Consider the following 24676-nt stretch of genomic DNA (forward strand, 5'->3'; position numbering starts at 1 on the left):
ACGCCATCCGCTTTGAGCGGCGATCCGCGGGGAGAGTCTGCCGCCCAAAACGCGACGCCAGCGGGTTGTGGCGTGACCGCTGGCGCAGCGGAAGACCTATCCGATGGCTCCGCTTTCTCAGATCAACGAGATTCTTAGGCTACTTCACTGTCGCCGTGACGCTCCCTTCCCATAAAACTCCCTCAAAGTTCACGGCATAGACGACAAATTGATGCGTGCCTGCAGGCAAGACGATGGAAGCTCCAAGGAACGGTCCACTGAACTCGGTAAACTTTTTCACGCCATCCACCCACACCTCCATGCGTTGCAGCCCGCCATCAATATTGGCGGATGCCTCCACCAGCACCGGTGAGCCCACCGAGGTTCCGGATGCCGGAGTACAGATATTCACCCCCAGAGACGACGGCGCGGCGCAGGGAGCGGGGCCAACGGTGAAGTTGAAATCAAGCTTCTGCAGGGTGTTGTCGATATCCGCAGCAAACAGGGTTGCGTTGTGCGTTCCGGGGTTGTAGTCGGTGATGAAGTTGAACCATGCATTGTTGCCCCAGGTGTTGTGCTGCTCCTGGACCTTGACGCCATCGACCCACAGTTCCATCTTGCGAATCTGGCCGAATGAATTGGCGGCAGCGTTAAAGCTGAGCTGCGATGTAGTAGAACCCGTAGGAGCACATAGACTGATGCCTCGACCTTGTTTGGGATAGTCGCAGTCACTCCATACGCCATGCGACGTGGAGTTGATGAAGGCGTTGATTGAGGGGGCTGCGACGGAGTTTTGCACGAAGCCGATGTCCGGCTTGGTGTCTTCATTGAAATTGCCCGCTATGAGATTGGTGGCAGAGCTTGCGGAACCGATTGAGACGAGTTGCTGCGTGAATTGCCCGGGGTCAGCTCCGGCAAGGAAGAACAGCAAACTTCTTGCCTGACCGGAAGCGTTCATGGCGACAAGGTCCATGAGCCCATCGTCATTGAAATCGGCCATCGCCAGTTCCCCGGTCAGTGAATGGGGTGAGTTACCCACGCCGTTGTTGGGAAGACCGGAAAAATAGGATGTGAAAGTTCTGGAACCCTGTCCATAGAAGAGAGCCAGCTGATTCGTGGCATGATCGATTCCAAAGAGATCCGTGAGCCCGTCGCTGTTCAGATCTCCGGAGCTCAACGTAAACAGCCCGGTACTCGTATAGGGAGTTGTATCTTCGAAGTCAGCGATGCCGCCATTGTTATAGAGAACATGCAGGGCGGTTCCGCAGTTGCCGCCGTTACTGCATAGGGTGGCGACTGTGAACGCTACATCGGTTTTATCGTTCGAGTCAAAGTCTCCAAGCGCAATGTTGTCAACAGTGGTGCCAGCAAAAGGATTGTAGATAGGAATCGGGCTCTCCGACGCAACAAAGCCACCCGCTCCGTCACCCGTGATGACGAAGAGAGTCTGCGTTGTCGCATTGCTGGCTGCTGCGACGAGATCGAGCTTGCCGTCCTGATTGAAGTCGGCTGCCGCAATCGGTACGGCATCCAGCATCTCTGCAGAGGGAAAGTTGATGGTGGAATACTTCGGAGCCTGGAATGTGCCATCGCCTTTGCCCAAAAATACAGCGAGCTGGTTGGTTCCAGTGAGAGCCAGGATCAAGTCGACTTTGCCGTCACCATTGAAATCTCCATAAGCAATCGGAGAAAGAGAGCCGCCGCCGAGGACAGTATAAGTGACAGGGGAGCGAAAAGTTCCATCGCCATTCGCAATGCTGATCGTGAATCCATTGGGCGCCTGGGAACGGTCCTGAATCATATCGGGAATACCGTCATTGTTAACATCGACCGCGTACACATTGTGACCCGTCGTTGCGGTGGGAGATGTGTTGTTGGAAAAGCTGACGGGAACCTGGGCCACGCAGGTGGCCGCTCCAGCCGTTGCAAATAGGACGGCTGTAAGTATCATGCGAGGAAGTGACACTGGAAACTCCTGAAGTATCGCAATCAGAAAACGCACGCCGGGGGGAACGATGCAAACGATTGGAAGGTCCATCCCCCTTTTCGAGTTGTCACGGAATTCTCAGGTCAGAGGATTAGGTTAAAAGAACCACGGTGAGTGAGATGCAAAGTTCCGAGAGGCCAGGGTTCATGGAATGTGCTGCGCGCTTCCGTGCAGAGCACGGGATTTGAGGCGAGGATATCGGGGAAGGTTGCAATAAGACGAATTGCTTGTGGAAGGGGCTCCAACTCGCCGCGAGCGTGGGCTATGTGGCTTTTCGACTTTGTGCCTTCAGGTAAGTCAGGCCAGTCATCTACTTTTAATATTGCTGTTGCAAAACGGTGCGACTATTGAGTGCATGCTGTTGATCATCTCAAAAAGCTGCTCGTTTTGCAGTGGTGAATTAGTTCGCTCCCCCATGCAGAGCTTTCTTGAGAAGCACGTCTTGTGGCTATTCGGCGTCTTTCCATGGCGCTGCAGCGTTTGTGATCGATCGCGCCGCCGATTCGGACGCTATGGGCTACTCTGATTCAAAAACGCTGGATGTTCGAAAATCGAAAACGATGAACGAGGCAGTGGAGCGCTCCGCTGCCTGATCCATTCATAATCTAATCTTGTAGCCACGTTGGCTAAATGACTGCCTGTAGCGAGTTTGACTACTCCCCCGCTGCTTCCACGCTCTCGATCAGCGTTATCAACTGGTCTACCTTGGTAAGTTTGAAGAGTTCCATTACCCGATAATTCGTGCCCGCCACCAGAAGCTTTCGTCCGCCTTTCTGACACGCCACATAGTAATTGATGATGGCGCCCATCCCGGCTGAGTCCATATAGGGCACGTCCGAAAGATCGAGGATGGTGGTCGCCGCATCTTTACGGAGTTCAGCCTGAAAATCAAACAGATTGCTAAGCGTAAGAGGGCCTTCCAGCTTCAGGATGCGGCTGTCGGCGGCCTGTCCCGGGACGGTGGTGAGCTTCATCGAATCCTGCTGCATATCGGGTAAGTGTAAAGAACAGAAGACGGGCCTTGATTACAGCCGTGTAAATCCCACGCGCAGGAACCGAGTTACGGCTAAGTGCCATAACGACTCTAAAGGCTTGACGATATAAAAGGAGTGAAGGTCACCCGTTCAGCCGCGCCTTGGCAATCGCATCCAGCACCCCATTGAGAAAATTGATCGATTCCGGAGCCGAATAGCGACGCGCAATCTCCAGCGCTTCGTTGATGACGATGGGCGCGGGTGTACCGGAGAAGCCCAGCATCTCCGCAATCGCCATCCGCAGCACATTGCGATCGACGCTCGCCATGCGATCCAGCCGCCAGTGCTTGGAGTGTTTTTCGATCAGGGTGGTAATTTCGTCTTCTCGCGTGACGGCGACACGAAAAAGATCTTCGGCGAAGCCGCGCACATCCGTATCGTCTTCGTCGCGCGCCTTCCAGAAGGTGGCCCGCACCTGGTCGGGCGTATTTTTGCCCATGTCGAGCTGAAAAAGCATCTGCATCGCGAGTTCGCGCGACTTGCGCCGCTTGCCTGAAGCAGCGGAACGGGGAGTCGTCATGCCTTAGCTCCAATCTTGCGATGCAGCGAAACCATCTCTATGGCAGCCGATGCCGCTTCAAATCCCTTGTTTCCGGCCTTCAATCCGGCTCGATCAAGAGCCTGCTCCAGCGTCTCGCAGGTCAGCACGCCAAAAGCATGCGGAACTCCGGTCTCCTGCTGCGACTGCCCGATACCGCGCGAAACCTCGTTATAAATGGCCTCATAATGCGCCGTTTCGCCGCGTAAAAGCACTCCAAGCGTGACAATTGCGTCGAATTTTCCGGACTCCGCCAGCTTCCGCGCCGCCGAAGGAATCTCCCACGCCCCGGGGACCCGAATAATCTCTACGTCTTCTTTCTTCGCGCCGCTGCGGTAAAAAGCATCGAGCGAGCCCTGCAGCAGCCGATCCGTGATCACGGCATTCCATCGCGCCACCACGATGGCGAAGCGCATCCCGGTGGCGACGAGGTCACCTTCGATCGCCACAGGCTTGCCCTTGAGCGGGTCGATCCACTCCCAGAAAGAGAACGCAACACCGGGAACGGGCTCAACCGTAAACATCCGCGACTTCCAATCCGTATTGGCGGTATCGGTGATTCGCCCTTCCGCCGCGTTCTGAGCTATCCACCGGTCGGCGACTTCGCGTACCGAATCGAGGCTGGTGACCTCGATAAAGACGTCAGCGTTCGAGGGTGGTACTCCGTCAATAAACTCAAGATTGCCAAGCGGCGCGAGAAAGGCGCGGCCGCGGCTCTGTTCTTCGTTCCAGTCCTTACCTTGCTCAAAACCGAGCACCGAAAAGAAGCTCGCCAACTTGTCGAAAGCGGCTGCCGCGCCGGTCTGGCGGACTGCTGTGATGCCTTTGATCATAGTTTGACTTTATCAGCGTGGAGGGTTGCGCGGAAATCAGCACCGGCACAGAGACTGCCGTAAGGCCGCAACTTTCGTTAGTATGGCAGATGGAGAACTGATGTTGGCAATCTACCGGAATTTCCTGAAGTCTTGTTTGTTTGTTGCGGCGCTCCTTGTAGCGTCCTTTGCTCAGCCAGTAAATGCGCAGACGTATCTCAAGAACAGCGAGATAGGGGCAAATGTCTTTGGACAGTTCACCAACTCATCGAGCGGGAATGGCATCGACGTGAAACCCGGCGACTCGGTGGGTGGGCAGGGGACATTTCGTCATGTGTACCACCCGTGGCTGGGCTATGAAGTGGGCTACGGCTATACCCGTTTCACTGACAGGTACTCGAGCTATCCGTTCGGTGTGCAGCACAATACCCACGAGTTTGAAGGATCGTATCTGGCAACCCTGCCCGGTGTCGTTCTCGGCGTGCGGCCCTTTGGCATGGTCGGCGCAAGCGCCTTGCTCTACTCGCCTTCGCTCAATGGAGGCCAGAATGCCAGCGCTCAGGCACGGCTGGCCATTACATTTGGTGCGGGAGCCGATTTTCCGCTGCTGACTTCTCACTTCGGCCTGCGCGTGCAGTATCGCGCGCTCTACCATCCGACGCCGGATTACGGCGATACGATCTTCAAGACGGATACCTGGCGTATTTCGAGCGAGCCTGCCGTCGGGCTTTACCTGCACTTCTAGGCTGTTAGAGCTGCGGCACGCACGCCTGTCGCGTGCCGCAACGCTGCGAGTCCCAGTAGTCCCAATCCCAGCGCGCACACGCCGCCCCATCCCCAGCGCGCCCATGCCATCGTCGAAAACAGCGATCCGAGTGACCCACCGAGAAAATAGGCGGTCATGTAGACGGTATTGATGCGGCCGCGTGCCCCAGGCTCAAGGCCGAAGATGCGTGTCTGATTGGCGATCTGATTCGCCTGTGCGCCCAGATCGAGAATGATGACGCCGAAAACCAGTCCTAACAGGTGATAGCCCAGCAGCCACAGAATGCAGAAGCCCAGCGAGAGCAGCGTCAGACCCAGCGTTACCACAGCGCGCGAGCCGCGCTTGTCGGCGACTCTTCCGGCAACTGGCGCGATCAGCGCGCCGGTGGCACCGAGAATGCCGAAGCTGCCAGCGGTGCCAGCCCCGAGATGATAGTGTTTGGAGCCAAGCAGGAAGACCAGCGTCGTCCAGAATGCGCTGAAGGCGCCAAAGACCAGCCCTCCGATGACTGCCGATTCGCGCAACACAGGGTGCGTACGGATCAGTGTCCACAGCGAACGCAACGCCTGCACGTAAGGCAGTGGCTTGTGCGGGGGCAGTTTCGGCAGCTTGCGCAACAATAACGGCACAAATGCTGCGTTGCTGACGGCAGCGAAGATGAAAACTGCACGCCAGCCGAAAAGTGTGGCGATCCAGCCGGAAACCGACCGCGCCAGCAGCACCCCAAGCAGCAAGCCAGTCATGACAGTGCCTACGGCGCGACCACGCTCCTCATCGTCCGCCAATTCCGGCGCGATAGGTACCACAACGTGTGTCACTGCTGCAGTCAGGCCAAGCGCGACGCTGGATACGAGCAACGTCCACAGATTGGGCGCCAAAGCATTGAGCACGGCAAAGAGAGCGACTCCGGCAAAGAGCCGCACCATGAGACCCCGGCGCTCGACCACATCGCCCAGCGGCACGAAAGTGAGAATCCCGATGGAGTAGCCGACCTGGGTCGCCACCGCAACGGCTCCCATCTGGCTGTGATCGGCATGCAAACTGCGCGCCATATCCAGCAAAAGCGGCTGATTGTAGTAGATATTTGAGACGCCTACACCGCACGCCAGACCCAGGAATGGCAGCAGGCTATGGTGACGGGGATGAAGGTCAACCGGAACTTCGGGCGGAATGGTCTCGGTCTGTGCCAAATTTCATTTTAGATGACCACATTGGGGGTACCCCCGATTTTGTACGGAGATCCTTTAAAATCAATGAGTTAGCCTGTTTCACGCGGTAAGGGGCTCCTCTTTACTTCCTATATGTTCAGTTTATCGAAAAACGCCATAGGGCTTGACAGCTTTTTCGCCTCGATATCATTTTGCCGCTGCGGCAAGAATTGCCTCGAGCGCGGAGGTTTGGATGGCAGCGTTGCTCGATTTGAAAGGGCCGGACCACACTTCGCCGAATTGATGATTGGGTCCTTGAGCGTTTTTGAGAATGCTGGCGGCGTTCACGGTAAAAAATTTGCGGTAGCGCGGGTCAGGGGAGATTGCTTCCAGATCCATGAGATTGCGCATGAAGATGCCCTTAAATTGTTCGCCATCGGCTCCGCAATTCGGCTCGCAGGTATCGTGCAGAACGCCGTTCGCATCGGCAAGGTGTTCGATTGCGGCTGTGGCGATGGACTGCGCCGCTGCGGGAAGCGCCGGATCGGGCGCGACCTTGTTTAACTCAGAGAGGCCGCCGAGGATGACGCCCTGATTGTAGGTCCAGGTGGTTCTCTGGTTGTTTTTGCAAGAGTCGTCGAGACCGTCATTGATCAGGTGCTGCGCATTGATCATGCCGGAGTTTGAGAACCACGCCCATTCCTTGTGTGCCCAATCAAGATATTCTGCTCGTTGCTTGGGGTCGCTGAAGCGTGCCGCGAGATGCGCGGCTACGGAGAGAAATAGCTCATTGGCGATGGCATTTTTGTACTTGCGATCCTTACTCCACCAGATGCCGCCCCCGCACGTCCCGTCCCAACTGTGAGACATATCGGTGAAGATAGCCCGGGCCATGGTGAGGTACTGCCGCTCGTGCGTGAGGTCGTAGACGTCGATCCAAGCAAGCGCCCACCAGCCCTCGTCGTCGCAATAGTCATTCAGGAAGCCCGCCGACGTTTCCTGCGCCTGCTGGAAGGTATTGGCGAAGACAGGTTGATATTCCTTGCTGCCGCTGAGTCGCGCGTAATTGGCGAGAACGGTGATGGAATTGGCCGCATTCCACCACCCGGTGGTTTGGTAGAGACCGGTGTCGTGTGAATACCAGGTTTGCAATGTATGGATGCCGTTAGTCGCTTGCTGGAGATAGTTGTCCTTCTGTTGCTGGCCATCGGCGGAGAAGCTGAAGAACGAGAGCAGGAATAGAGCGACGAAGAATTTTGGGAGCATCTGTGCCTCGAAGACGATGGTATCGTTTCCACCGGCAGGCGTACAAGGCGCTTCTCCATGCCTCTCTCGTAGCGGTATGGAGTTCAAATTCCGGGGCTAAAGCCCCTTTTCTGTTTCCGGCTCATTCACCGGGCTGAAGCCCGGTGCTTCTACCCAAGCCCAGTGCTTCTACCTAAGTCGAATACTTCTATCCAAGTCCGGTGCTGCTATCTTCCCATGTTTTCCTCCAATCGAAAGGCCGTATTATCATTGTTATCATGGTACATTTGTACCATGATAACGAAAAGCGATGAGCCCGATCTGGTTGTAGAGCGAGTGCAGACGGGCGTGCGCATGGAGAAGCGGTTGTTGAAAGTTTTAAAGGCGCTCGCGGAATATCACGATATGTCGCTCGGTGACTTGCTGGAAGGCATTGTGCTGCATGCATTCGACGGCAAATGCGCCTTCGGCAAGGAGAGCCTGCAGCGCATTACGGATTTGAAGCGCATTTTTGGGCTGAATCTGGATGCGTCAGCGAGCCACAGGATGCGGGATCGAAAGTGAGGAGTCATGAAAAGGCGATGGATCATAACTGCATGCATAATCGGCATCTGCATTGCGGGTATTTGGGGGCACTTGATTTGGCATCGTCAGAAAGGATCGGGAATGTCACTGCACGTTCGAAATAGCTTTGAGTTCGTGATGGATGCTCCGGTCGCGACTGTCTTTCCATTATTTGGAGCGGATCGGGAAAGAATGTGGGACTCGAGCTGGAATCCGGTGTTTATGCATCCCTCGCCTGCAGAGGATATTGCGGGAGCGGTCTTCCGGGTGAAGCATGGCCATCACGATGCCACCTGGATCAACACGGCATTTGACGAGGAGCGCGGACACATTCAGTATGTGTATCTGCTTCCGGATGTGATGGTGACGCTGATCGATATTCAATTAACTCCACTCGGTCAGGATCGTACGTGGGCGGAAGTTGTTTATGAGCGAACGGCTTTGAGCGTCGACGGGGATGCTGTTGTGGCGCACCGCGGGGACGCGGACGGCAAGATGGGGCCGGAGTGGGCGGCGTTGATTGATGGCTACCTGAAAAAGACAGCCGAAGTGGGGCCATAATTCTTCAGCGTTTTTATCTTTCACCCAACACCAGCTTGCCGATAGTAGCCAGCTGCATGTTTGAAGTGCCTTCGTAGATTTTGCCGATCTTGGCATCGCGGTAGAACTTTTCGACAGGGTAGTCTTTGACGAAACCGTACCCGCCGTAGATTTCAACCGCGTGGCTCGCGACTCTTTCTGCGACCTGTGAAGCAAAATATTTTGCCATGGCGGCTTCCCGGATATAGCTCAATTTAGCGTCTTTCAGGCGGGCGGCGTTGTAGACGAGCAGGCGAGTGGCTTCGATTTCTGTTGCCATCTCCGCCAGCGAGAACTGCACGGCTTGAAATTCCGCGATAGCTTTGCCGAATTGCCTGCGTTCTTTAGCGTATTTCGCGGCACAATTCCACGCGCCCTGTGCGAGGCCCAGCATCTGGGCACCGATGCCGATACGGCCTTCGTTAAGCGTTTCGATAGCGATTTTGTAGCCCTTGCCAGGCTCGCCGAGGACACTGGCGATGGGCACGCGGCAGTCTTCGAGAATCAACTCGCAGGTGGAGGAGGCACGAATGCCGAGCTTGTCTTCCTTCTTGCCCACAGTAAAGCCCGTTGAGTCTTTCTCGACAACGAAGGCGGTGATGCCTTTGTAACTCGCTGCAGGATCGAGTGTGGCGAAGACGATGAAGATCCCGGCTTCCTTTGCGTTCGTGATCCAGAGCTTCTGGCCGTTGAGCAGGTAGTGGTCGCCGCGCAACTCAGCGCGTGTCTGCAGGGCAAAAGCGTCAGACCCGGAAGCAGCCTCAGACAAGGCGTAGGCGCCTACCGTTCCAGTTGCAAGACGCGAGAGGTAGTGCTGCTTCTGTTCAGGGGATCCCCAGCGCAGGAATGCGTTCACGCAGAGCGTGTTCTGCACGTCGACGAGCACACCGACGGAGGCATCGATGGCGGAGATTTCTTCGACGGCGAGAATAGCCTCGAAGAACGTGCCGCCACTGCCGCCATATTCGACGGGAATTTCAATGCCCATAAGGCCGAGATTGAAGAGCTGCGGCAGCAGTTCGGCGGCGAAGTGTTGCTCTTCATCCATCTGGCGGACAAGCGGACCGATGCTTTGCTGTGAAAATTCGCGCACGGTGGAGCGGAAGAGCAGCTCGTCTTCGTTCAATTGGGTAAGGGGTACTGCGTCAGACATGGAAACCTCGAGGGCGTGGAAAACATTTGAGTGTAGCAGAGCGCAACTATATCGATCGGCGGAAATCGAATAAGATCAATGGAACGCGAGATGACATCCTCACTGCATATAGTTGCCACTGGGATTTTCTGTGCCTGCTTTCTGCTGGTTACGCTGGCGGGCTTCTGGGCTGCGCGATGGAAGCGCGGCGACCTCGACAGCCTGGAAGAATGGGGGCTGGCCGGGCGCCGTTTCGGAACGCTGATCACGTGGTTCCTGATCGGCGGCGACTTCTATACCGCTTACACGGTCATTGCTGTTCCGGCGGCGCTTTATGGCACAGGGGCTCCGGGATTCTTCGCCATTCCTTACTGCATCCTGCTGTATCCGTATATGATGCTGGTGCTGCCGAGACTGTGGCAGGTTTGCAACCGTCACGGTTACATAACGCTGGCCGATTTTGTGCGCGGTCGCTTCGGCAGCCGACCGCTTTCGATTGCCATTGCGCTCACGGGGATTCTGGCGACGATGCCGTATATCGCACTGCAGCTGGTGGGTATGCGCGAGGTGATTGCCGCGCTGGGCATACATGGCGAATGGCCACTGGTGGCGGCGTTTATCATTCTGGCTGCTTACACGTATTCAAGCGGGTTGAGGGCGCCGGCGGTGATTGCGATTGTGAAGGACATCATGCTGTACATCATGGTGCTGGCAGCGATCATCATTATCCCCATCAAGCTAGGTGGATATGCGCATATTTTTGCCGCTGCGGGCACGGTGCTGGCGCAGAAGAAGCCTGCGGCTTCGATCATTCTGCATCCCTCACAATATTTGAGTTATACGACGCTGGCATTTGGGTCGGCGATTGCGATTGTGCTCTACCCGCATACAGCTACGGGGGTATTGAGTTCTTCGAGTGGAAAGGTTATCAAGCGCAACGCTGCGCTGCTGCCTGCCTATAACCTGCTGCTGGCGCTCATCGCCTTGCTCGGTTTTGTTGCGATTGCGGCGGGAATTCATACAGCGAATTCGTCGAGCGCGGTGCCGCTGCTCTTCATGCAGGAATTTCCGGAATGGTTCTCGGGATTCTGCCTGGCAGCGATCGGCATTGGCGCGCTGGTGCCCGCTGCGATCATGTCGATTGCTTCAGCGAATTTATTTACGCGCAATCTGTATGGCGAGCTGTGGCATCGCTCGATGACCCCCAAGCAGGAGGCGACACAGGCCAAGCTGGTTTCGCTCTTTATCAAATTAGGCGCGCTAGTCTTCGTGCTGTTCGTGAAGGCGCAGTATGCTATCGAGCTTCAACTGCTGGGAGGCATCTGGATCGCGCAGCTCTTTCCGTCGGTGGTCTGCGGATTGTTTACGCGATGGCTGCATGGACGCGCTCTCTTTTGGGGATGGGCTGCGGGCATGGCAACGGGAACGGGCATGGCCTTTGCTCGCGACCTGAAAAGCTCCATCTATCCGATTCATTTCGGTAGTCATGTGTGGACGGTATATGCGGCGATCCCGGCATTACTGGCGAATCTGCTGGTCTCTGTTTTAGTCACTTTGGCGCTGGACGCGATGAAGCGCGAGCGCGGACAGGATGTGACAATCGAGGCCGACTATGTGGCGGAGCAGGCGTGATTCGTTAGCTGCTAGGATACTGCCGTGGCTTCGACATTCGACTTTCCAGTCCTGAACAATACGCAGCATCCGCATGAGAAATTTTCCGCTTCGCATGAGCTGGAGCAGAGGCTGCGCTCGGTAGTTCGCGGCGAAGTGCGCTTCGATGCGGGCGCACGTGCCCTATATGCGACCGATGCCTCGAACTACCGGCAGGTGCCGATTGGACTCGTCGTTCCTCTTGATGAAGAGGACGTGATTGCAGCAGTCGCTGCATGCCGTGAAATGGGTGCGCCGGTGCTGGCGCGCGGCGGCGGCACGAGCCTGGCCGGACAGTGCTGCAACGTCGCGGTGGTGCTCGATTTTTCGAAGTACATGCGGTCGATCAAGTGGCTCGATGCTGAAAAGAAGCTGGCGTATGTAGAGCCGGGGATCGTTCTCGATCGCGTGCGTGAAGCTGCCGAGGAGCATCATCTGACCTTTGCGCCTGATCCGGCAACGCATAGCCGCTGCACGCTGGGCGGCATGATCGGCAACAACTCCTGCGGCGTGCATGCGCTGATGGGCGGCAAGACGGTCGATAACATTCATTCGCTTGATATCGTTTTATATGACGGCACGCGGCTGACGGTCGGTGCGACTACCGAGGATGAGTTGCAGACGATCATCGCGGCAGGCGGGCGTCGCGGAGAAATTTATGCCGGATTGCGGAGTTTGCGCGACCGATACTCCGATCTTGTTCGGCAGCGCTTTCCGCGCATTCCGCGGCGGGTTTCCGGATATAACCTCGATGAGCTGCTGCCGGAGAATGGCTTTCATGTAGCGCGTGCGCTGGTGGGAAGTGAAGGCAGCTGCATGACGGTACTCGGCGCGACGCTGCATCTGACGGACAGTCCTCCGCATCGCCGGCTGGTAGGGCTGGGCTTTGCTGATCCATTTATTGCTGCGGATCATGTGCCCGAGGTGCTGGAGTATAGGCCAATTGGGCTCGAAGGCTTCGATGGCATGCTGGTGGATTTTATGCAGCGCAAAAAGCTGGCGGTGGATGATGTGGCGTTGCTGCCGGAGGGGCGTGGACATCTGCTGGTGGAATTTGGTGGCTGGTCGCCGGAAGATGCTGATTCCCAAGTCGAGCGTTTTGTGCAGGGAATATCGCAGACGCCTGCTTCGGTTCGCAGATACAGCAGTGAAGAGGCGCCGCGGGTGTGGCATGTACGCGAGTCGGCGCTTGGCTCAACCGTGTTTGTTCCGGGCGAGCCGCATGGATGGGAAGGTTGGGAAGACGCCGCGGTTCCGCCGGCGAAACTTGGCTCATACCTCCGCGCTCTTTTCCACCTCATGGACGAGTTTGGCTACCGTAGCCCCATGTATGGTCACTTTGGGCAGGGATGCGTGCACATGCGCATCAACTTCGACCTCGAGAGCGAGCCGGGTATTCGCAAATTCCGCGTGTTTCTGGATCGCGCGACGGATGTGGTCATTGAGCACGGTGGATCCCTTTCAGGCGAGCACGGGGATGGACAGGCGCGGGCTGCGTTGCTGCCGAAGATGTTCGGGCCGGAACTGATGCAGGCCTTCCGCGAATTTAAGGCACTGTGGGACCCGCTGAACAGGATGAATCCGGGCAAGCTGGTGGATCCGGTGAACGTTTATGAACCGCATGAAAACCTGCGATTAGGCGCGAACTATGTCTCGGAAAAGACCGCGACCTATTTCCAATTTCCTGAAGATAAGGGATCGCTGGCGGAAGCTACGTTGCGCTGTGTGGGTGTGGGCGCATGCCGTAAGCAGGGCGTAGGTACGATGTGCCCCAGCTACATGGCCACGAAGGAAGAAAAACATTCGACGCGCGGGCGAGCGCATCTGCTGTGGGAGATGCTGGAAGGCAACGTGCTGGATCGCAACTGGAATAGCGAGGCTGTGCATGAGGCGCTCGATCTGTGCCTCTCCTGCAAGGCGTGTAAAACCGAATGCCCGGTCAATGTAGACGTAGCGACTTATAAGGCAGAGTTCCTTGCGCATTACCATGAGAAGCATCGGCACGCGCTCCGCGATTACGCATTCGCCTTCATGGATCGCTGGGCGCATCTTGCGTCTGCGATTCCAGGCATAACAACGCGCGCGGCTAATTTGCCCCTGCAGGTTCCGGGTCTGCGCGAGATTGTGAAGCAGGTATTGGGAGTCGCACCGCAGCGTAGCCTTCCGCGCTTTGCCGCTCGCAGCTACCAGAGCGGCGTGAGTGATCGGAATTCACGCACAGAGCAGGTTCTGCTGTGGCCGGACACATGGAACAACTATTACCATCCGCATGTTCTTGAGTCGGCGCGGCAGGTGCTTACGGATGCGGGTTTCGCGCCATACACGCCAAAGCAGCACGTCTGCTGCGGGCGGCCGCTTTATGATTTCGGATTTCTCACGGAAGCGCGCTCGTATCTCGAAAAAATTCTGCGGGACTTTGCTCCGCAGATTGAAGCAGGAACGGCCTTCATTTTCCTTGAACCCAGTTGCGCCAGCGTCTTTCGTGATGAGCTATTAAATTTCTTTCCATCAAATGACGGCGCGAAGAGGCTAAGTAGCCAGACTTATCTGCTGAGCGAATTCCTTGTCCGCCAAGCACCTCAGTATCGGCCGCCAAGTCTCACCGGACAACGCATCGTGTTGCATGGACACTGCCACCACAAATCGCTTTTCAAGATGAAGGACGAGATTGCAATTTTGAAAGCCACAGGGGCAGACGTCCAGACGCTCGATTCCGGCTGCTGTGGCATGGCCGGACCATTTGGTTTTGAGAAAGAGAAATACGAAGTATCACAGGCGCTTGGAGAGCGTGTCCTGTTGCCTGCAGCGCGGAGCGCCTCGGATAAGACGCTGCTGGTGTCAGATGGTTTCAGCTGCCGGGAGCAGATCGCTCAGAATACAAACCGCCGTGCGCTGCACTTCGCTGAGGTGATCAGTAGTCGCCGTGGACGACATTCTTAAGCGACTCGCCATGCATGAATCGCCTGATTTGTTGCGCGACGAGATCAAATGCGCGGGGCATGAACAGCGGGCTTGAGCCACCGACATGCGGCGTGAGCAGCAGGTTTGGCGCGGTCCACAGCGGGTGTCCTTCAGGCAGCGGTTCAGGATCAGTAACATCAAGCGCTGCGCGAATTCGCTTGTCTGTAAGCGCCTCGACCAGTGCGTCGGTATCAACGACAGGTCCGCGGGCGGCGTTAACGAGCAATGCACCCTGCTTCATGCATGCGATGGCGTCGGCGTCGATAAGATGGTGTGTTTCCGGTGTGAGCGGAACGATGAGAACGATAATATCGGCTGTATACAACAGTTCGCGTAGCCTGCTGACTGGTTCTACGCCGGGCTTTGCCGAGCGAGCCACGCGCACAATGTTCACTCCGAATGGAACCAGACGCTCTTCGATCGATTTGCCGATCGAGCCATAGCCGACGATCATCACCGTCTTGCCTTCCAGCTCTTCGATCAAGACAGGCGGATAATTGTGAGTCTGCGTCTTATAGATGGAGCGGTAGTTTTCGTCGGCAACATCGCGCGAAACCCACTTGCCCGCCCGTTGAAGATCGAAATAAAAGGGCAGGAATTTGGTCATCGCGAGAATTGCACTCACTGTCCATTCAGACGTAGCGACGTTGTGAACGCCCTGTGCATCGCACAGAATTGCGCCCGGAGGCACGAAGTTTCGTTGCCAATCGACGCCGGCTTGTAAGGATTGCACAACTTTTACGCCGCGAAGAAACGGCGCGACCGGCTGCGCATCTTTAGCGAAGATAGGCGTAACCCAGAAATCGATTTCGATGGGGACCGCGGGCGCTTTAGGCAGGACGATGACGTCGGCTTCTTTGGGCAGCTTTGCAATTAAAGGCGCGTCCGCCCAGTAGGGAACTCCAACTCTTATCACGTGTCCAGGCTCCTGCGGAATGGAAGGATTGCACTGACAGATTATCTCAGTGAGCAGACGATATTGAGTCGATCCGGATGGAAATCTGTGTTACCTATTCGAAAGTTCGCAGACTCAAGATCGTGCCTTCTATCTGAGTGCAGAAGGCACGAGTTCGATGTCACTGCTTCTGATGGAAGACGGCGTCGTTAATATCGGGCCAGAATTCTTTAAAGATGAATGTCAATCCATCGAGACCTACGTTTGTGAGCCAGTGCTGGCCAACTTTTGTCCAGGTGCGCTCCTGGGCCGGATAGTAAAGGCTGGAGATACCTGATGCAGCGCCTGCCCCGACTATCTCTGAGGCATTAAAGGTTTCATTGCCCGCGTCGGTGCGCGTAATGAGGACGCGGGAGAAGGAATAGGCACTTCGCTTTATGAGGCCACCGTGCCCTAATGTGTAGTAGCGCGAATCCTGCTTGAGCACTGTGGGGAAGATGAATTCGACGTTATAGTTCTCGACTGCCTGGTCAGCGAACGTATGCCAGTAATAGCGGCCGTAGCCTGCTGCACCCTGGTCAAATTCAGGGTATGAGTCCTCTGCCTGACTGATGCCTGCCAAAATTCCGGCAAAGATGAAAGCTGAATAATCGAAGCTGTCCTGCGTGGAGGTGATGAATTTATCTTTCATGGACTGAGGCGGGAGCTTTTCATTCGCGGAAACCGAGCGAAAATTGGGTATTATGCCGAGAATGCGTTTCGTCTGCTTTCCCTCTGTGCTCGCCGGCGGCTGCTGGCTCTGAGCCGTGCCGGTCTGGTCCTGTTCCGCGAATGTGATATCAGGTGCGTCGGGAAGATTGTCTGTAGACGCAATAGTGTGGGATTGCGCATTGGCCATGGAAAATGCGGCAAAAGAGAGAAGACACATACAAGAAAGAAAAAAAAAGCTTCGGCGCATGCAGGTTTAGACGAAATATATTGCAGACAAGGTGCAATTAAACGCGAAATCGCATTCGTGCGGTCATTTTAGAAACTTAGCCAGGGCTTCAATACCTGCTTCAATCGCCGAATCAGGCACTGAATAGCCGAAGCGTACATGGCCTTCGCCCTGCGCGCCGAATACTACGCCGGGGATCGTGGCAACATGCGCCTTTTCCAGTAATATCCCGGCAGCTTTACGGCTGTCCTTGTTGATTCTGCTGACATTCGGCAGAGCGTAAAAGGCTCCTTCCGGCATTTCGCAGGTCAGGCCAAGTTCATTCAGGGCCTTTACGAGCGAATCACGCTTACGCCGGTATTCTTCGCGCCGCCCATCGAGAAAGCTCTGAGGAGTTGCCAGCGCTTCCAGAGCAGCCCATTGCGAGGGTGTCGATACGCCGTTGACGGAATAGAGCACCAGCTTGCGCAGCCCGCTCATGAACGGTTCTTTGGCGACAACGTAACCTACGCGCCACCCTGTCATTCCGTAGCTCTTGGAAAAAGTGTAGGTCGAGATAGTGTGTTCAGCCATGCCCGGCAATGAGCCGATGGAGACGTGGTCGCCATCATAGACGAGATCTTCATAGGCCTCGTCGGCGATGACGATAAGGTTGTGTTTCTTTGCAAAGGCTGCGACCTCTTCTGCTTCCTTTCGCGAAAATACTGTTCCTGACGGATTCTGGGGTGTGTTGTAGTAGATCGCCTTCGTGTGCGGCGTGGAGAATTGCTCGAGCGTCTGCGTGATCCCGTGGCGTCGCGCGCTTGCCGTGGGCACCAGCAGCGGACGCGCTTGAGCGCCAGTGACCATGTCGCGGATGGGAGTCCAGTAAGGGGAAAAGAGCAGCAGATCATCGCCGGGATCGAGGACAGCCTGAAAGGCTGCATAGAGTGCGTGTGCGCCACCGGCAGTGACGAGCACGTCGTCGAATTTCACGTCGAGATGGTTGCGGTTCCGCAGCTTTTCGACGAGAGCCTCCCTCAGTGGGACAATTCCGGACGAGGGCGCGTATTTTGTCTTGTTCTCAACGAGGGCCCGGATCATGGCGTACTTTACCGGTTCCGGCGTCTCAAAAAAGGGCTCGCCACCGTGAAAAGCGTGTACGATTTCCCCCGCCGTGCGAAGCTCAATGACTTTGTTGCGGACCTGGACGATGTCGGAAAATCCGACCTCATCCAGACGTTTTGCCAGGCGGAATGCGCTCTTTTTCGTAGCCATTGCGAACTTTCTCCAGATCAGGAAATCGGTTGGCGAAGTGCGAACCGGGGAGCGCCAAACTAATAAGCTTATCCGATCCTGGGCTTTTGCAGTGTCGTCCCGGACCCGTGGGACACCCGGAAGACTCTCAGGAACCATCTCAACTGTGGACGCGTATGATTTGTCAGCAGCGATAGAGGAGTGCAGCTTATGACCACGCCCTGGATAACTGGAGACCTTACGGATGAACAGCGCGCGGTCTTTTATGCGCAGATGTCGGCAGTACAGAAAGACGAAGTGGTGGGCGTGCTGCTGGCGCTGTTTCTGGGGACCTTCGGGGCGCACCACTTTTATCTGCGTCGCAACGGCATGGGCGTCATATATGTATTGTTCTGCTGGTCCGGCATTCCCACCATTGCCAGCCTGATCGAATGCTTCTTTATGCCTGCCCGGGTGCGACAATACAACGCCGAACAGGCAGCTATCCTGGCCTCCAGCCTGCGTTATGCCATCCCGGCAACAGCAGGCATGGTAACGACGGCTTTACTGCCCGCAGGTGGATCAAGATGCTTTTCGTGTGGAACTCCGCTGCCGGCGGGTGTGAAATTCTGCAGCCGTTGCGGCGCTCCAGTGGAATAGACGTTCAGGAACGTAATGCCTGCATCACGAAGTCGGCGCGCTCCGAGATAGAAGTCCTCGGGATCTCGATTAAATTGTAGCCATACTCGACGTAAACATCTTTGATCGTCTGATACACGGCGACGGATTCAGCATAGGTCTGCTTGCGCTCGGAATCGGTTTCGTAAATCTCCTCCCAGGGCGGAGTGAGAAAAACGTTGCGGTTGTAGCGGAGAAGCTGCGCATGCGCGTAAGAGTCTTCCGGCAATGTGAGTTGCGCGAGGCGATAATGGGCAAAAGTATCCAGGATGCCGCGATCGAAAATCGTTACCTGCTGTGCATTCGCGTATGCCAGATAATCTTCGATGGATTTTTTCAACATTAACTCTGAATAACGCTGCATGTTCTTCCAAGGAACAGCATCGCCGCCGTTGCGCATTTCCTGCTGGATGATGTCACGTGCCGCTTCGGGAACACATGCGCTGCCGCGGCTGATCAACTCATCCAGCAACTTGGTTTTTCCAGTGCCGGGACCGCCTGTGATGACATACAGGCGGTCATTGGATTGTTCTTTGATTTGGGTCGGCATTTCTCTCGAGCGGAGAGCGTGGTCTTACATATTGGTGTGGCCGGCGCGCATCTCTTCGTTGAAGGTAGGCTTGGTGATGTCGAGGGCAGCGTGCAGACGGTCGTTGTATTCTTCGGCGTGAGCAATGAGACCCGGTGTCGCTACCGCGTAATCGTCGGTAAGAGCGAACTGACCTTGTTTTGCCAGATCGGCAGCGATCCGCTGCAACTCTTCGGCCGTCGTGTTCAGGTACTGTGCATCGCGTGGATCGGCGGTCCAGACGGGCTGATCGTTTCCGAGGACGTGCGAAAGCCAGTAGATCTTCAGCTTAAGGAAGTCCATGCGGCTGGCATCATCCGTATCGGTAAAGAAGAATTTCTTCTGCCAGCGGCTGTAATAGCGCGTTGTGACCGGAACAGGCTGGCGGTTGCCGCTCTTGAGCAATTCAAGCTGGCCCTGATCGAAGGTCTTGCGGATGGCGTTGTAGATAAACGTCTCGGCATAGGGCTGCTCAGGCGCAGGAACGATCTCGGCGAAGGTCAGGGTCATGCTGGAGGCGATCTTTGCGTGCAGAGGGGATTTTGTGCCGTCTTCGAGGTGCGCGAGGCCGTGCACGATATAGGTGTCGGCACCGGAGGTCGAGCGATGAAACGGCCATGCAAACTGGTCGAAGCTGATGGGTAATCCCGCGATCGTCACGTAAGCATCCGGTCGCGGATTGCGCAGCCGCTTCGCGGCTTCCTGCAGGTGAGTAGTCATCTCGCCAATCAGTTCGGCACTCTGAAAGTCAAAAGCGTCGCTCAGCTCAAGCTGCAGAGTCTTTGCGGGTGGTGCATCCGGCGAAAGTGCGAGCTTGAAGATCGCGGTAGGACGGTTGTTGAAGCCGGTGCCTGCTTCGGCGGAAAGAACGGTTAATCCGGCTGCCTGAGCAGCGTTGCCCAGAGTGGCCGTCAGTGCTGTTTCTAAATTCGTACTCATCACTCTTTATCTTACTGGTTCACGGGAAAAAGCGCCTAGAACTCGCGGAGGGCCCGGTCGACCGAGAGCTTTTCCGTAGTGAGATGGATAACGGTGGCGCTGTCGCCTTTGCGTTCCGCTTCGGAGATCGCAGCGCGCAGCTCCCGCTGTCGCCATTCGAGGTGGCGGTGACGCAGGGTATCGAGCGCTGCGGTCACATGCTCGGCGCTGACCGGCTCGATCTCGCCGTTTAGCGCCTGCGCCAGCAGGCTGCGGCCCATCGGGTCTTCGATGGCGTGCATGGGATCGGCGGAACCACGATGGCGAAGCTGCTTCAGAATAGGCGCGACAGTCAGGCCGTCGAAGTGCGCTTCGTTTGCGTCGAAGCCCGTGGATGCAACCTGGCAGGCGGCTTCTGAGAGCGCACCGGCGAGGGCGCGCAGAAGAATTTTTTCCGCTTCGCTGAGCGCGGGGAAGGCGTGCGCTAATGAATCGCGACGCTTTGCGGCGGCCTCTTTCAGCTCTTCACGCACAAGGGCCGAATCAATGCCGATTTTCTGGGCGGCATCGGCGGCAAATTCGTCGCGGGTGATGCGACTGGGCATGCGGCGGATATGCGGCAGCAGATAATTCAGCGCCTTCACCTTGGCGTCCGCTGTTGTCGGCGGAAAAAGCTGGCGCGCCCGCTCGATCAGGTAATCGGAGTGGCGTTTTGCACCGCGCAGGGCTGCCAGATACGCCGGTGCCCCATGCTCGCGAATATACCGGTCGGGATCGAGGCCGCCTTCGAGGGTGACGACGCGCACCTCAAAGCCCTCTTCGGTCAGTAATGCGATGGATTTTTCTGCCGCGTTTGCGCCTGCGGTATCGGGGTCAAAATTGACGATGATGCGAGTTGCGTAGCGCGCCAGCAGGCGCGATTGCGCTTCGGTAAAGGCCGTGCCGCTGGTGGCGAGAACATTTTTTACCCCGGCGAGATAGACAGAGATGCAGTCCATCTGGCCTTCGACGAGCAGGGCGAAGCCGGTTTCGCGGATCGGCTGACGTGCCTTATCGAGATTAAAGAGCACGTTTCCCTTGGAATACAGGGGCGTTTCGGGCGAATTCAGGTACTTCGGACCTGCTTTTTCGCCAGTTTCAAGCGCCCGTGCGGTGAAAGCGATGGCGCGGCCCGCCTCGTTCGCGATGGGGAAAGTGACCCGCTTGCGAAAGCGCGAGTAGAGTGGTCCCGGCGTGCCGTCTTCCTGCGCCTTGAAAGAGAACAATCCGGAGAGGCGCAGCGTCTCTTGATCGGCGACCGACTGCAGTTTTTCGCGCAAAGCGTGAAAAGAATCCGGCGCGTAGCCGATGCGGAATTTTTGAATATCTTCCGGCTTGAGACCGCGTCCGGTGAGATATTCGCGCGCCAGAGAGCCTTCCGGCGAGCGAAGCTGCTCCTCAAACCATGCCGTCGCCAGCTCGTGAAGCTCGATCAATTTCCCGCGCTGGCGGCTTTCCTGTGCCTCTTCTTCAGAAGAATATTCGCGTTTTGGCAGCTGAATACCGCACTTTTGAGCGACAAAACGGACCGATTCGGGGAAGCTGACGTTCTCGACTTTTTGAATAAAGGTGAAGACGTCGCCGGAAACGCCGCAGCCGAAACAGTGGAAGAACTGCCTAGTGGCATGCACGGAAAAAGAGGGCGATTTTTCCTTATGAAAAGGGCATAATCCGCTGAAGTTTTGCGCTCCAGCCTTCTTCAGACGTACATAATCGCCGATGATTTTGACGATATCGGCCTGCTGCTTGACGAGTTGTGCGAAATCCGAAGCCATGGATGCTGCAAATAGAGTGTATCGAGTCGCTCATTACGTGGCAGAAAACCTAAGATAGCCAAATTATGGTCATCGGGTGGCCCCATCAATTCTGTAAATTCCTTATTTTTAAGGGCTTACAAATTCGATGGTGTGGTAAATTACTTGTTTTCAATTATTTACGAATTTTTCCACATCAAATTATTGAAAAATAAGGACTTACTGAAACTACGGTAACGTTCTCTACTTTGAGAATCGGATCTGACGACTTCCTCCTGATTCAAGTGACGGCGGTCTATAACTACAGAAAAAATACTTTACAAGCTGCATTCGGAATTCTCGATATAAAACCCCCTATATTCAGGATATCGAATCTGCCCATAATTCTCTGCCAACACTTGTTGGAACAATTAAATTTATTTTGCTGCGAAGGCAGAAATCAGTGTCTCGGGGGATTTGCCGTCTTCGCGTAACGATCGCAGCGATAAGGCATCGTGGCGCTTCGCCAATCGTTGTCCGTGCTCGTCGAGCAGGAGCGGGCAATGGTACCAGCGGGGCGGCTCATATCCGAGCGCGCGATAGAGAAGAATCTGCCGCGCCGTCGAGCGCAACAAGTCTGCGCCGCGCACCACTTCTGAAATGCACATGTCGGCATCGTCGACGACAACGGCAAGCTGGTAAGCGGGGATATCGTCGCGCCGCCAAATGAGGAAATCGCCGAAGTCGCGCCCGGCGGTGAATCGCTGCCGGTCGAAATGGCCATCCTCGAAAGCGACGATTTCGCTATCGGGAACGCGAAAGCGCCAATTCATCCCCGCAGGCGAAGCTGGCAGCTCGACTGCGGAAACAGGTCGGCAGGTTCCGGGATACAACGGCTCATCGTCCTCATCGTGCGGAGCCTGCGCGCTGCGTACGAGATCTTTACGTGAGCAGCGGCAAGGATAGACGAAGCCATCCTGGACCAGCCTGCGCCATGCGGCCAGGTACAGCTCTCGCCGCTGGCTCTGCACATAAGGGGCGTAAGGGCCGCCCACGTCCAGGCCTTCCTGCCAGTAGATTCCCAGCCAGCGGAGGTCTTCGAGCATGGCCCTTGCATATTCGGGCCTGGATCGCTGCGGGTCGAGATCTTCGTCGCGCAGGATTAACGTGCCATTGGCGTGCAGTGCGCGCTGATAGGCCGTCCAAAAAGTTCGCGCATGACCCAGGTGCAGGAATCCGGTGGGTGACGGCGCGAGACGGCCGCGATAAGAGGAGATCACGAATTTAGTTTAGTGGTTTGAACCCACATCTCTTCGAGATGTGGGGCACCCAGGTTCGAGAGACCCCGGAGCTAAAGCCCATTTTTCCCTGATGTTATTCACCGGGCTAAAGCCCGGTGCTTCTACCGAAAAGCACCAATGACCGAAAGTGGGATTTTCTGTCATTGGTTTCATCATCCTCAATGATCGAGACTGCTCTCAATGATCGATCTTATTCGAGTACGTTTGCCAAGGCGGAGGCGGTCTATCTGAGCGAGCCGGACCGCTCTATCGCAGGATGCCATGAAGCAGAAAGATCATGGCTGCAGTGATAGACAGAATGCGCCAGCGATGCAGCGTCTCCCACTTTTTGGGTTGCTGTTGCCAGCCCTCCGGCAAAGAGCCGTCTTTCAATGTGGCGATGCGATCGTTGATCGGCACCAGCGCAGCGATGCTGAAGACGATGACCGCTATCCAGACAGCGGACGCGATGAGAAGAGACGACAGTGCCGGCTCATGTCTCCGCGCGTAGGCCTCGATCAGCATAAGAAGGAGCGATATTCCATACCAGACGGGCATGGCCTTACCGAGCAAGGCGGCGAAGAGCCGCAGTATTTTTGCCTGTGTGCCTTCGTCGAGTTGCCGGACCACCGGATTGATAAAGAGTGAGACGGTCAGCTCATTGCCGATCATGAAACCGACGCAAAGGATCGTAAGTATGTCGAGAATTTGCATGTGAAAACTCCGGGAACTACATATCTTCTGATCCATCTCGCTTATATGATGACTCAAATGGATGTACTGACTAATTTGTCAGTATGCGAGGGTTCATCGACATGCCAGTTTCCAAAAAAGAAATTTCGCAATGTCCCATCGACGCCATGCTGTCTGTGATTGACGGACGATGGAAGGGGACGATTCTATGGCGCTTGTGCGATGGGCCGATGCGAACCAGCGAGCTGCGGCGCAGCATTCCCGGAATTACGGAGCGGATGCTGATTCGGCACCTGCAGGAGCTGGTGCGCGACGGCATCATTGCCAGGCATGAAGAAAAGCGAGTGCCGCCCTGTGTCCGCTATTCGATTACAAAATATGGATGGACGCTGGCGCCGGTGCTGGAGACGATTTGCGGCTGGGGACGTAAGCATCTGGGGCGGATGGAAAAGGATGCGCACCGATGATGGGATGGTTTGAGTTCAGCTTAATGTCCGGGCTGGATGTCGTAGCCTGGCGGCGGATAGAATAATGCCGCATCGGGCTCTCCGCGGTGAATGCTGGTCAGTTCAAAGTCGGGTAGCCCAGTCGAACCTTTCTCATCTGGAAGCTGTTTCATCTCGATCAGCTCTTTTAGCTCTGGCGAGTACCAGATCTCCATCACCAGGGTTTGTTGCGCGCCAGTCTTGGCGTCCGTTGTGATCCTCGTTCGCCGCACTCCGACTGCTTCGAGATTACCGAATGTTCTCTTCCCCAGTGGCTCTGAATGAGTGACAGTATTTACGAAGTGCTCTTCTTCCGGTTTCGTAATCACGGTGTCGGCCCACATGTGCTGCGTGTAATGCAGCGTGCGGGGCATGCAAGTCACAATCGCTGTCGGCTTGTCGGGCGCCACCCACGGCTCCATCCATCGGAAGCTGCAGTGTGAGACCGAATCGTTGACAGAAACTTCGCGAGCCTGGATCATGCCTCCATGGCCGTCCGGTCGTGGCATCGCCTCTTCCGTTCTTGTTCTGCCAGCCCCGTCGCGAGCCTGGGAATTGCTCTTGCTCATGTCTTTCACCGCTCCCGTTGCCGGATTGAGATAGTGCATGGTGGTGACGAGTGTGGCTGTATACGGAGCGTCTGTTTCGGGAGACATGGTTGAGGTCACATCGTTGTCCGGCGGATACCAGCTTGCGGGAAAACGTGCCGATGGGGGCGGAGCGATCTTCGTTATGACGGGAGTGCTGCTTTGCCCATAGCCCAGGACAGTCACACAAATCATGAGGCTCCAGCCGAATTTCATCGCCAGTCGTTCCACGGCATCATGCTAACGCAGGCGC

23 protein-coding genes are annotated in these 24676 nt (G+C 56.1%); 7 read left to right on the top strand and 16 right to left on the bottom strand.

Translation table 11 applies throughout. The features are described 5' to 3' along the window. Positions 1-139: 139 nt before the first annotated feature. The 4 genes from GSQ86_RS16145 to ribH all read right to left on the bottom strand — a co-directional run bounded on the left by GSQ86_RS16145 (position 140) and on the right by ribH (position 4371). A complete protein-coding gene (locus GSQ86_RS16145; RefSeq protein ID WP_216841188.1) occupies positions 140-2017 on the bottom strand; it encodes an FG-GAP-like repeat-containing protein in 1878 nt (625 codons plus the stop codon). A gap of 602 nt (positions 2018-2619) precedes the next feature. Next, positions 2620-2940, bottom strand: a complete 321-nt coding sequence (locus GSQ86_RS16150; protein WP_254062437.1) for an STAS domain-containing protein — start codon at positions 2938-2940, stop codon at positions 2620-2622. Positions 2941-3082: 142 nt separating this feature from the next. Then, entirely contained in the window at positions 3083-3520 is a 438-nt protein-coding gene (gene nusB / locus GSQ86_RS16155; protein WP_158750969.1) for a transcription antitermination factor NusB, read from the bottom strand. Beyond that, complete coding sequence (gene ribH, locus GSQ86_RS23725; RefSeq protein ID WP_158750970.1) at positions 3517-4371, bottom strand: 6,7-dimethyl-8-ribityllumazine synthase; 855 nt, start codon at positions 4369-4371, stop codon at positions 3517-3519. Before ribH ends, nusB begins: the two co-directional genes overlap by 4 nt. Positions 4372-4471: 100 nt before the next feature. On the opposite strand from ribH, the gene GSQ86_RS16165 reads away from it, so the two are divergent. Further along, a complete protein-coding gene (locus GSQ86_RS16165; RefSeq protein ID WP_158750971.1) occupies positions 4472-5095 on the top strand; it encodes an outer membrane beta-barrel protein in 624 nt (207 codons plus the stop codon). On the opposite strand, the gene GSQ86_RS16170 is transcribed toward GSQ86_RS16165, so the two are convergent. Continuing rightward, on the bottom strand, positions 5092-6306 hold the full coding sequence (locus tag GSQ86_RS16170; RefSeq protein WP_254062438.1) for an MFS transporter: 1215 nt from the start codon (positions 6304-6306) through the stop codon (positions 5092-5094). The genes GSQ86_RS16165 and GSQ86_RS16170 overlap by 4 nt on opposite strands. Positions 6307-6471: 165 nt before the next feature. Continuing rightward, positions 6472-7530 (bottom strand): glycoside hydrolase family 76 protein, encoded by a 1059-nt coding sequence (locus GSQ86_RS16175; RefSeq protein WP_158750972.1) that lies wholly within the window; start codon positions 7528-7530, stop codon positions 6472-6474. A gap of 273 nt (positions 7531-7803) precedes the next feature. Here GSQ86_RS16175 and GSQ86_RS16180 point away from each other — a divergent pair, with 273 nt between their 5' ends. After that, on the top strand, positions 7804-8073 hold the full coding sequence (locus GSQ86_RS16180; RefSeq protein ID WP_158750973.1) for a hypothetical protein: 270 nt from the start codon (positions 7804-7806) through the stop codon (positions 8071-8073). 102 nt (positions 8074-8175) lie between these two features. Further along, on the top strand, positions 8176-8634 hold the full coding sequence (locus GSQ86_RS16185; RefSeq protein WP_158750974.1) for a hypothetical protein: 459 nt from the start codon (positions 8176-8178) through the stop codon (positions 8632-8634). Between the two features lie 13 nt (positions 8635-8647). On the opposite strand, the gene GSQ86_RS16190 is transcribed toward GSQ86_RS16185, so the two are convergent. Then, positions 8648-9805 carry an acyl-CoA dehydrogenase gene (locus GSQ86_RS16190; protein WP_158750975.1) on the bottom strand — a complete coding sequence of 386 codons (1158 nt, stop codon included), beginning with the start codon at positions 9803-9805 and terminating at the stop codon, positions 8648-8650. Between the two features lie 90 nt (positions 9806-9895). Between GSQ86_RS16190 and mctP the strand changes: the two genes are divergently transcribed. Then, positions 9896-11416 (top strand): monocarboxylate uptake permease MctP, encoded by a 1521-nt coding sequence (gene mctP / locus GSQ86_RS16195; protein ID WP_158750976.1) that lies wholly within the window; start codon positions 9896-9898, stop codon positions 11414-11416. A gap of 24 nt (positions 11417-11440) precedes the next feature. Further along, a complete protein-coding gene (locus GSQ86_RS16200; protein ID WP_158750977.1) occupies positions 11441-14374 on the top strand; it encodes an FAD-binding and (Fe-S)-binding domain-containing protein in 2934 nt (977 codons plus the stop codon). Here the strand turns inward: GSQ86_RS16200 and GSQ86_RS16205 are convergent. From GSQ86_RS16205 to GSQ86_RS16215, 3 genes are all read right to left on the bottom strand, one after another. Continuing rightward, entirely contained in the window at positions 14346-15311 is a 966-nt protein-coding gene (locus GSQ86_RS16205; protein WP_158750978.1) for a 2-hydroxyacid dehydrogenase, read from the bottom strand. The genes GSQ86_RS16200 and GSQ86_RS16205 overlap by 29 nt on opposite strands. A 160-nt stretch (positions 15312-15471) precedes the next feature. Continuing rightward, positions 15472-16188, bottom strand: coding sequence for a hypothetical protein (locus GSQ86_RS16210; RefSeq protein ID WP_158750979.1), 717 nt, complete (start codon positions 16186-16188; stop codon positions 15472-15474). 123 nt (positions 16189-16311) lie between these two features. Continuing rightward, positions 16312-17484 carry a pyridoxal phosphate-dependent aminotransferase gene (locus GSQ86_RS16215; protein ID WP_158750980.1) on the bottom strand — a complete coding sequence of 391 codons (1173 nt, stop codon included), beginning with the start codon at positions 17482-17484 and terminating at the stop codon, positions 16312-16314. A 189-nt stretch (positions 17485-17673) separates the two neighbouring features. On the opposite strand from GSQ86_RS16215, the gene GSQ86_RS16220 reads away from it, so the two are divergent. Beyond that, on the top strand, positions 17674-18102 hold the full coding sequence (locus GSQ86_RS16220) for an NINE protein (protein WP_216841199.1): 429 nt from the start codon (positions 17674-17676) through the stop codon (positions 18100-18102). Between the two features lie 4 nt (positions 18103-18106). Here GSQ86_RS16220 and GSQ86_RS16225 read toward each other — a convergent pair whose 3' ends face one another. The 5 genes from GSQ86_RS16225 to GSQ86_RS16245 form a co-directional block, all read right to left on the bottom strand. Continuing rightward, positions 18107-18670 carry an AAA family ATPase gene (locus GSQ86_RS16225; RefSeq protein ID WP_158750981.1) on the bottom strand — a complete coding sequence of 188 codons (564 nt, stop codon included), beginning with the start codon at positions 18668-18670 and terminating at the stop codon, positions 18107-18109. 24 nt (positions 18671-18694) lie between these two features. Continuing rightward, on the bottom strand, positions 18695-19627 hold the full coding sequence (locus GSQ86_RS16230; protein WP_158750982.1) for a hypothetical protein: 933 nt from the start codon (positions 19625-19627) through the stop codon (positions 18695-18697). A 35-nt stretch (positions 19628-19662) separates the two neighbouring features. Next, positions 19663-21420, bottom strand: a complete 1758-nt coding sequence (gene dnaG / locus GSQ86_RS16235; protein ID WP_158750983.1) for a DNA primase — start codon at positions 21418-21420, stop codon at positions 19663-19665. 395 nt (positions 21421-21815) lie between these two features. Further along, the gene (gene gluQRS, locus GSQ86_RS16240; protein ID WP_371720668.1) at positions 21816-22658 is read right to left on the bottom strand and encodes a tRNA glutamyl-Q(34) synthetase GluQRS; all 843 of its coding nucleotides are present in this window, start codon (positions 22656-22658) and stop codon (positions 21816-21818) included. Positions 22659-22925: 267 nt separating this feature from the next. Further along, positions 22926-23372 (bottom strand): DUF1772 domain-containing protein, encoded by a 447-nt coding sequence (locus GSQ86_RS16245; RefSeq protein ID WP_158750984.1) that lies wholly within the window; start codon positions 23370-23372, stop codon positions 22926-22928. Positions 23373-23473: 101 nt separating this feature from the next. Here GSQ86_RS16245 and GSQ86_RS16250 point away from each other — a divergent pair, with 101 nt between their 5' ends. After that, positions 23474-23818 (top strand): helix-turn-helix domain-containing protein, encoded by a 345-nt coding sequence (locus GSQ86_RS16250; protein WP_158750985.1) that lies wholly within the window; start codon positions 23474-23476, stop codon positions 23816-23818. Positions 23819-23838: 20 nt separating this feature from the next. On the opposite strand, the gene GSQ86_RS16255 is transcribed toward GSQ86_RS16250, so the two are convergent. Beyond that, positions 23839-24639 carry a hypothetical protein gene (locus tag GSQ86_RS16255; RefSeq protein WP_158750986.1) on the bottom strand — a complete coding sequence of 267 codons (801 nt, stop codon included), beginning with the start codon at positions 24637-24639 and terminating at the stop codon, positions 23839-23841. Between the last annotated feature and the right edge of the window lie 37 nt (positions 24640-24676).

Source organism: Acidobacterium sp. S8 (assembly GCF_009765985.1).
Lineage (GTDB): Bacteria > Acidobacteriota > Terriglobia > Terriglobales > Acidobacteriaceae > Alloacidobacterium.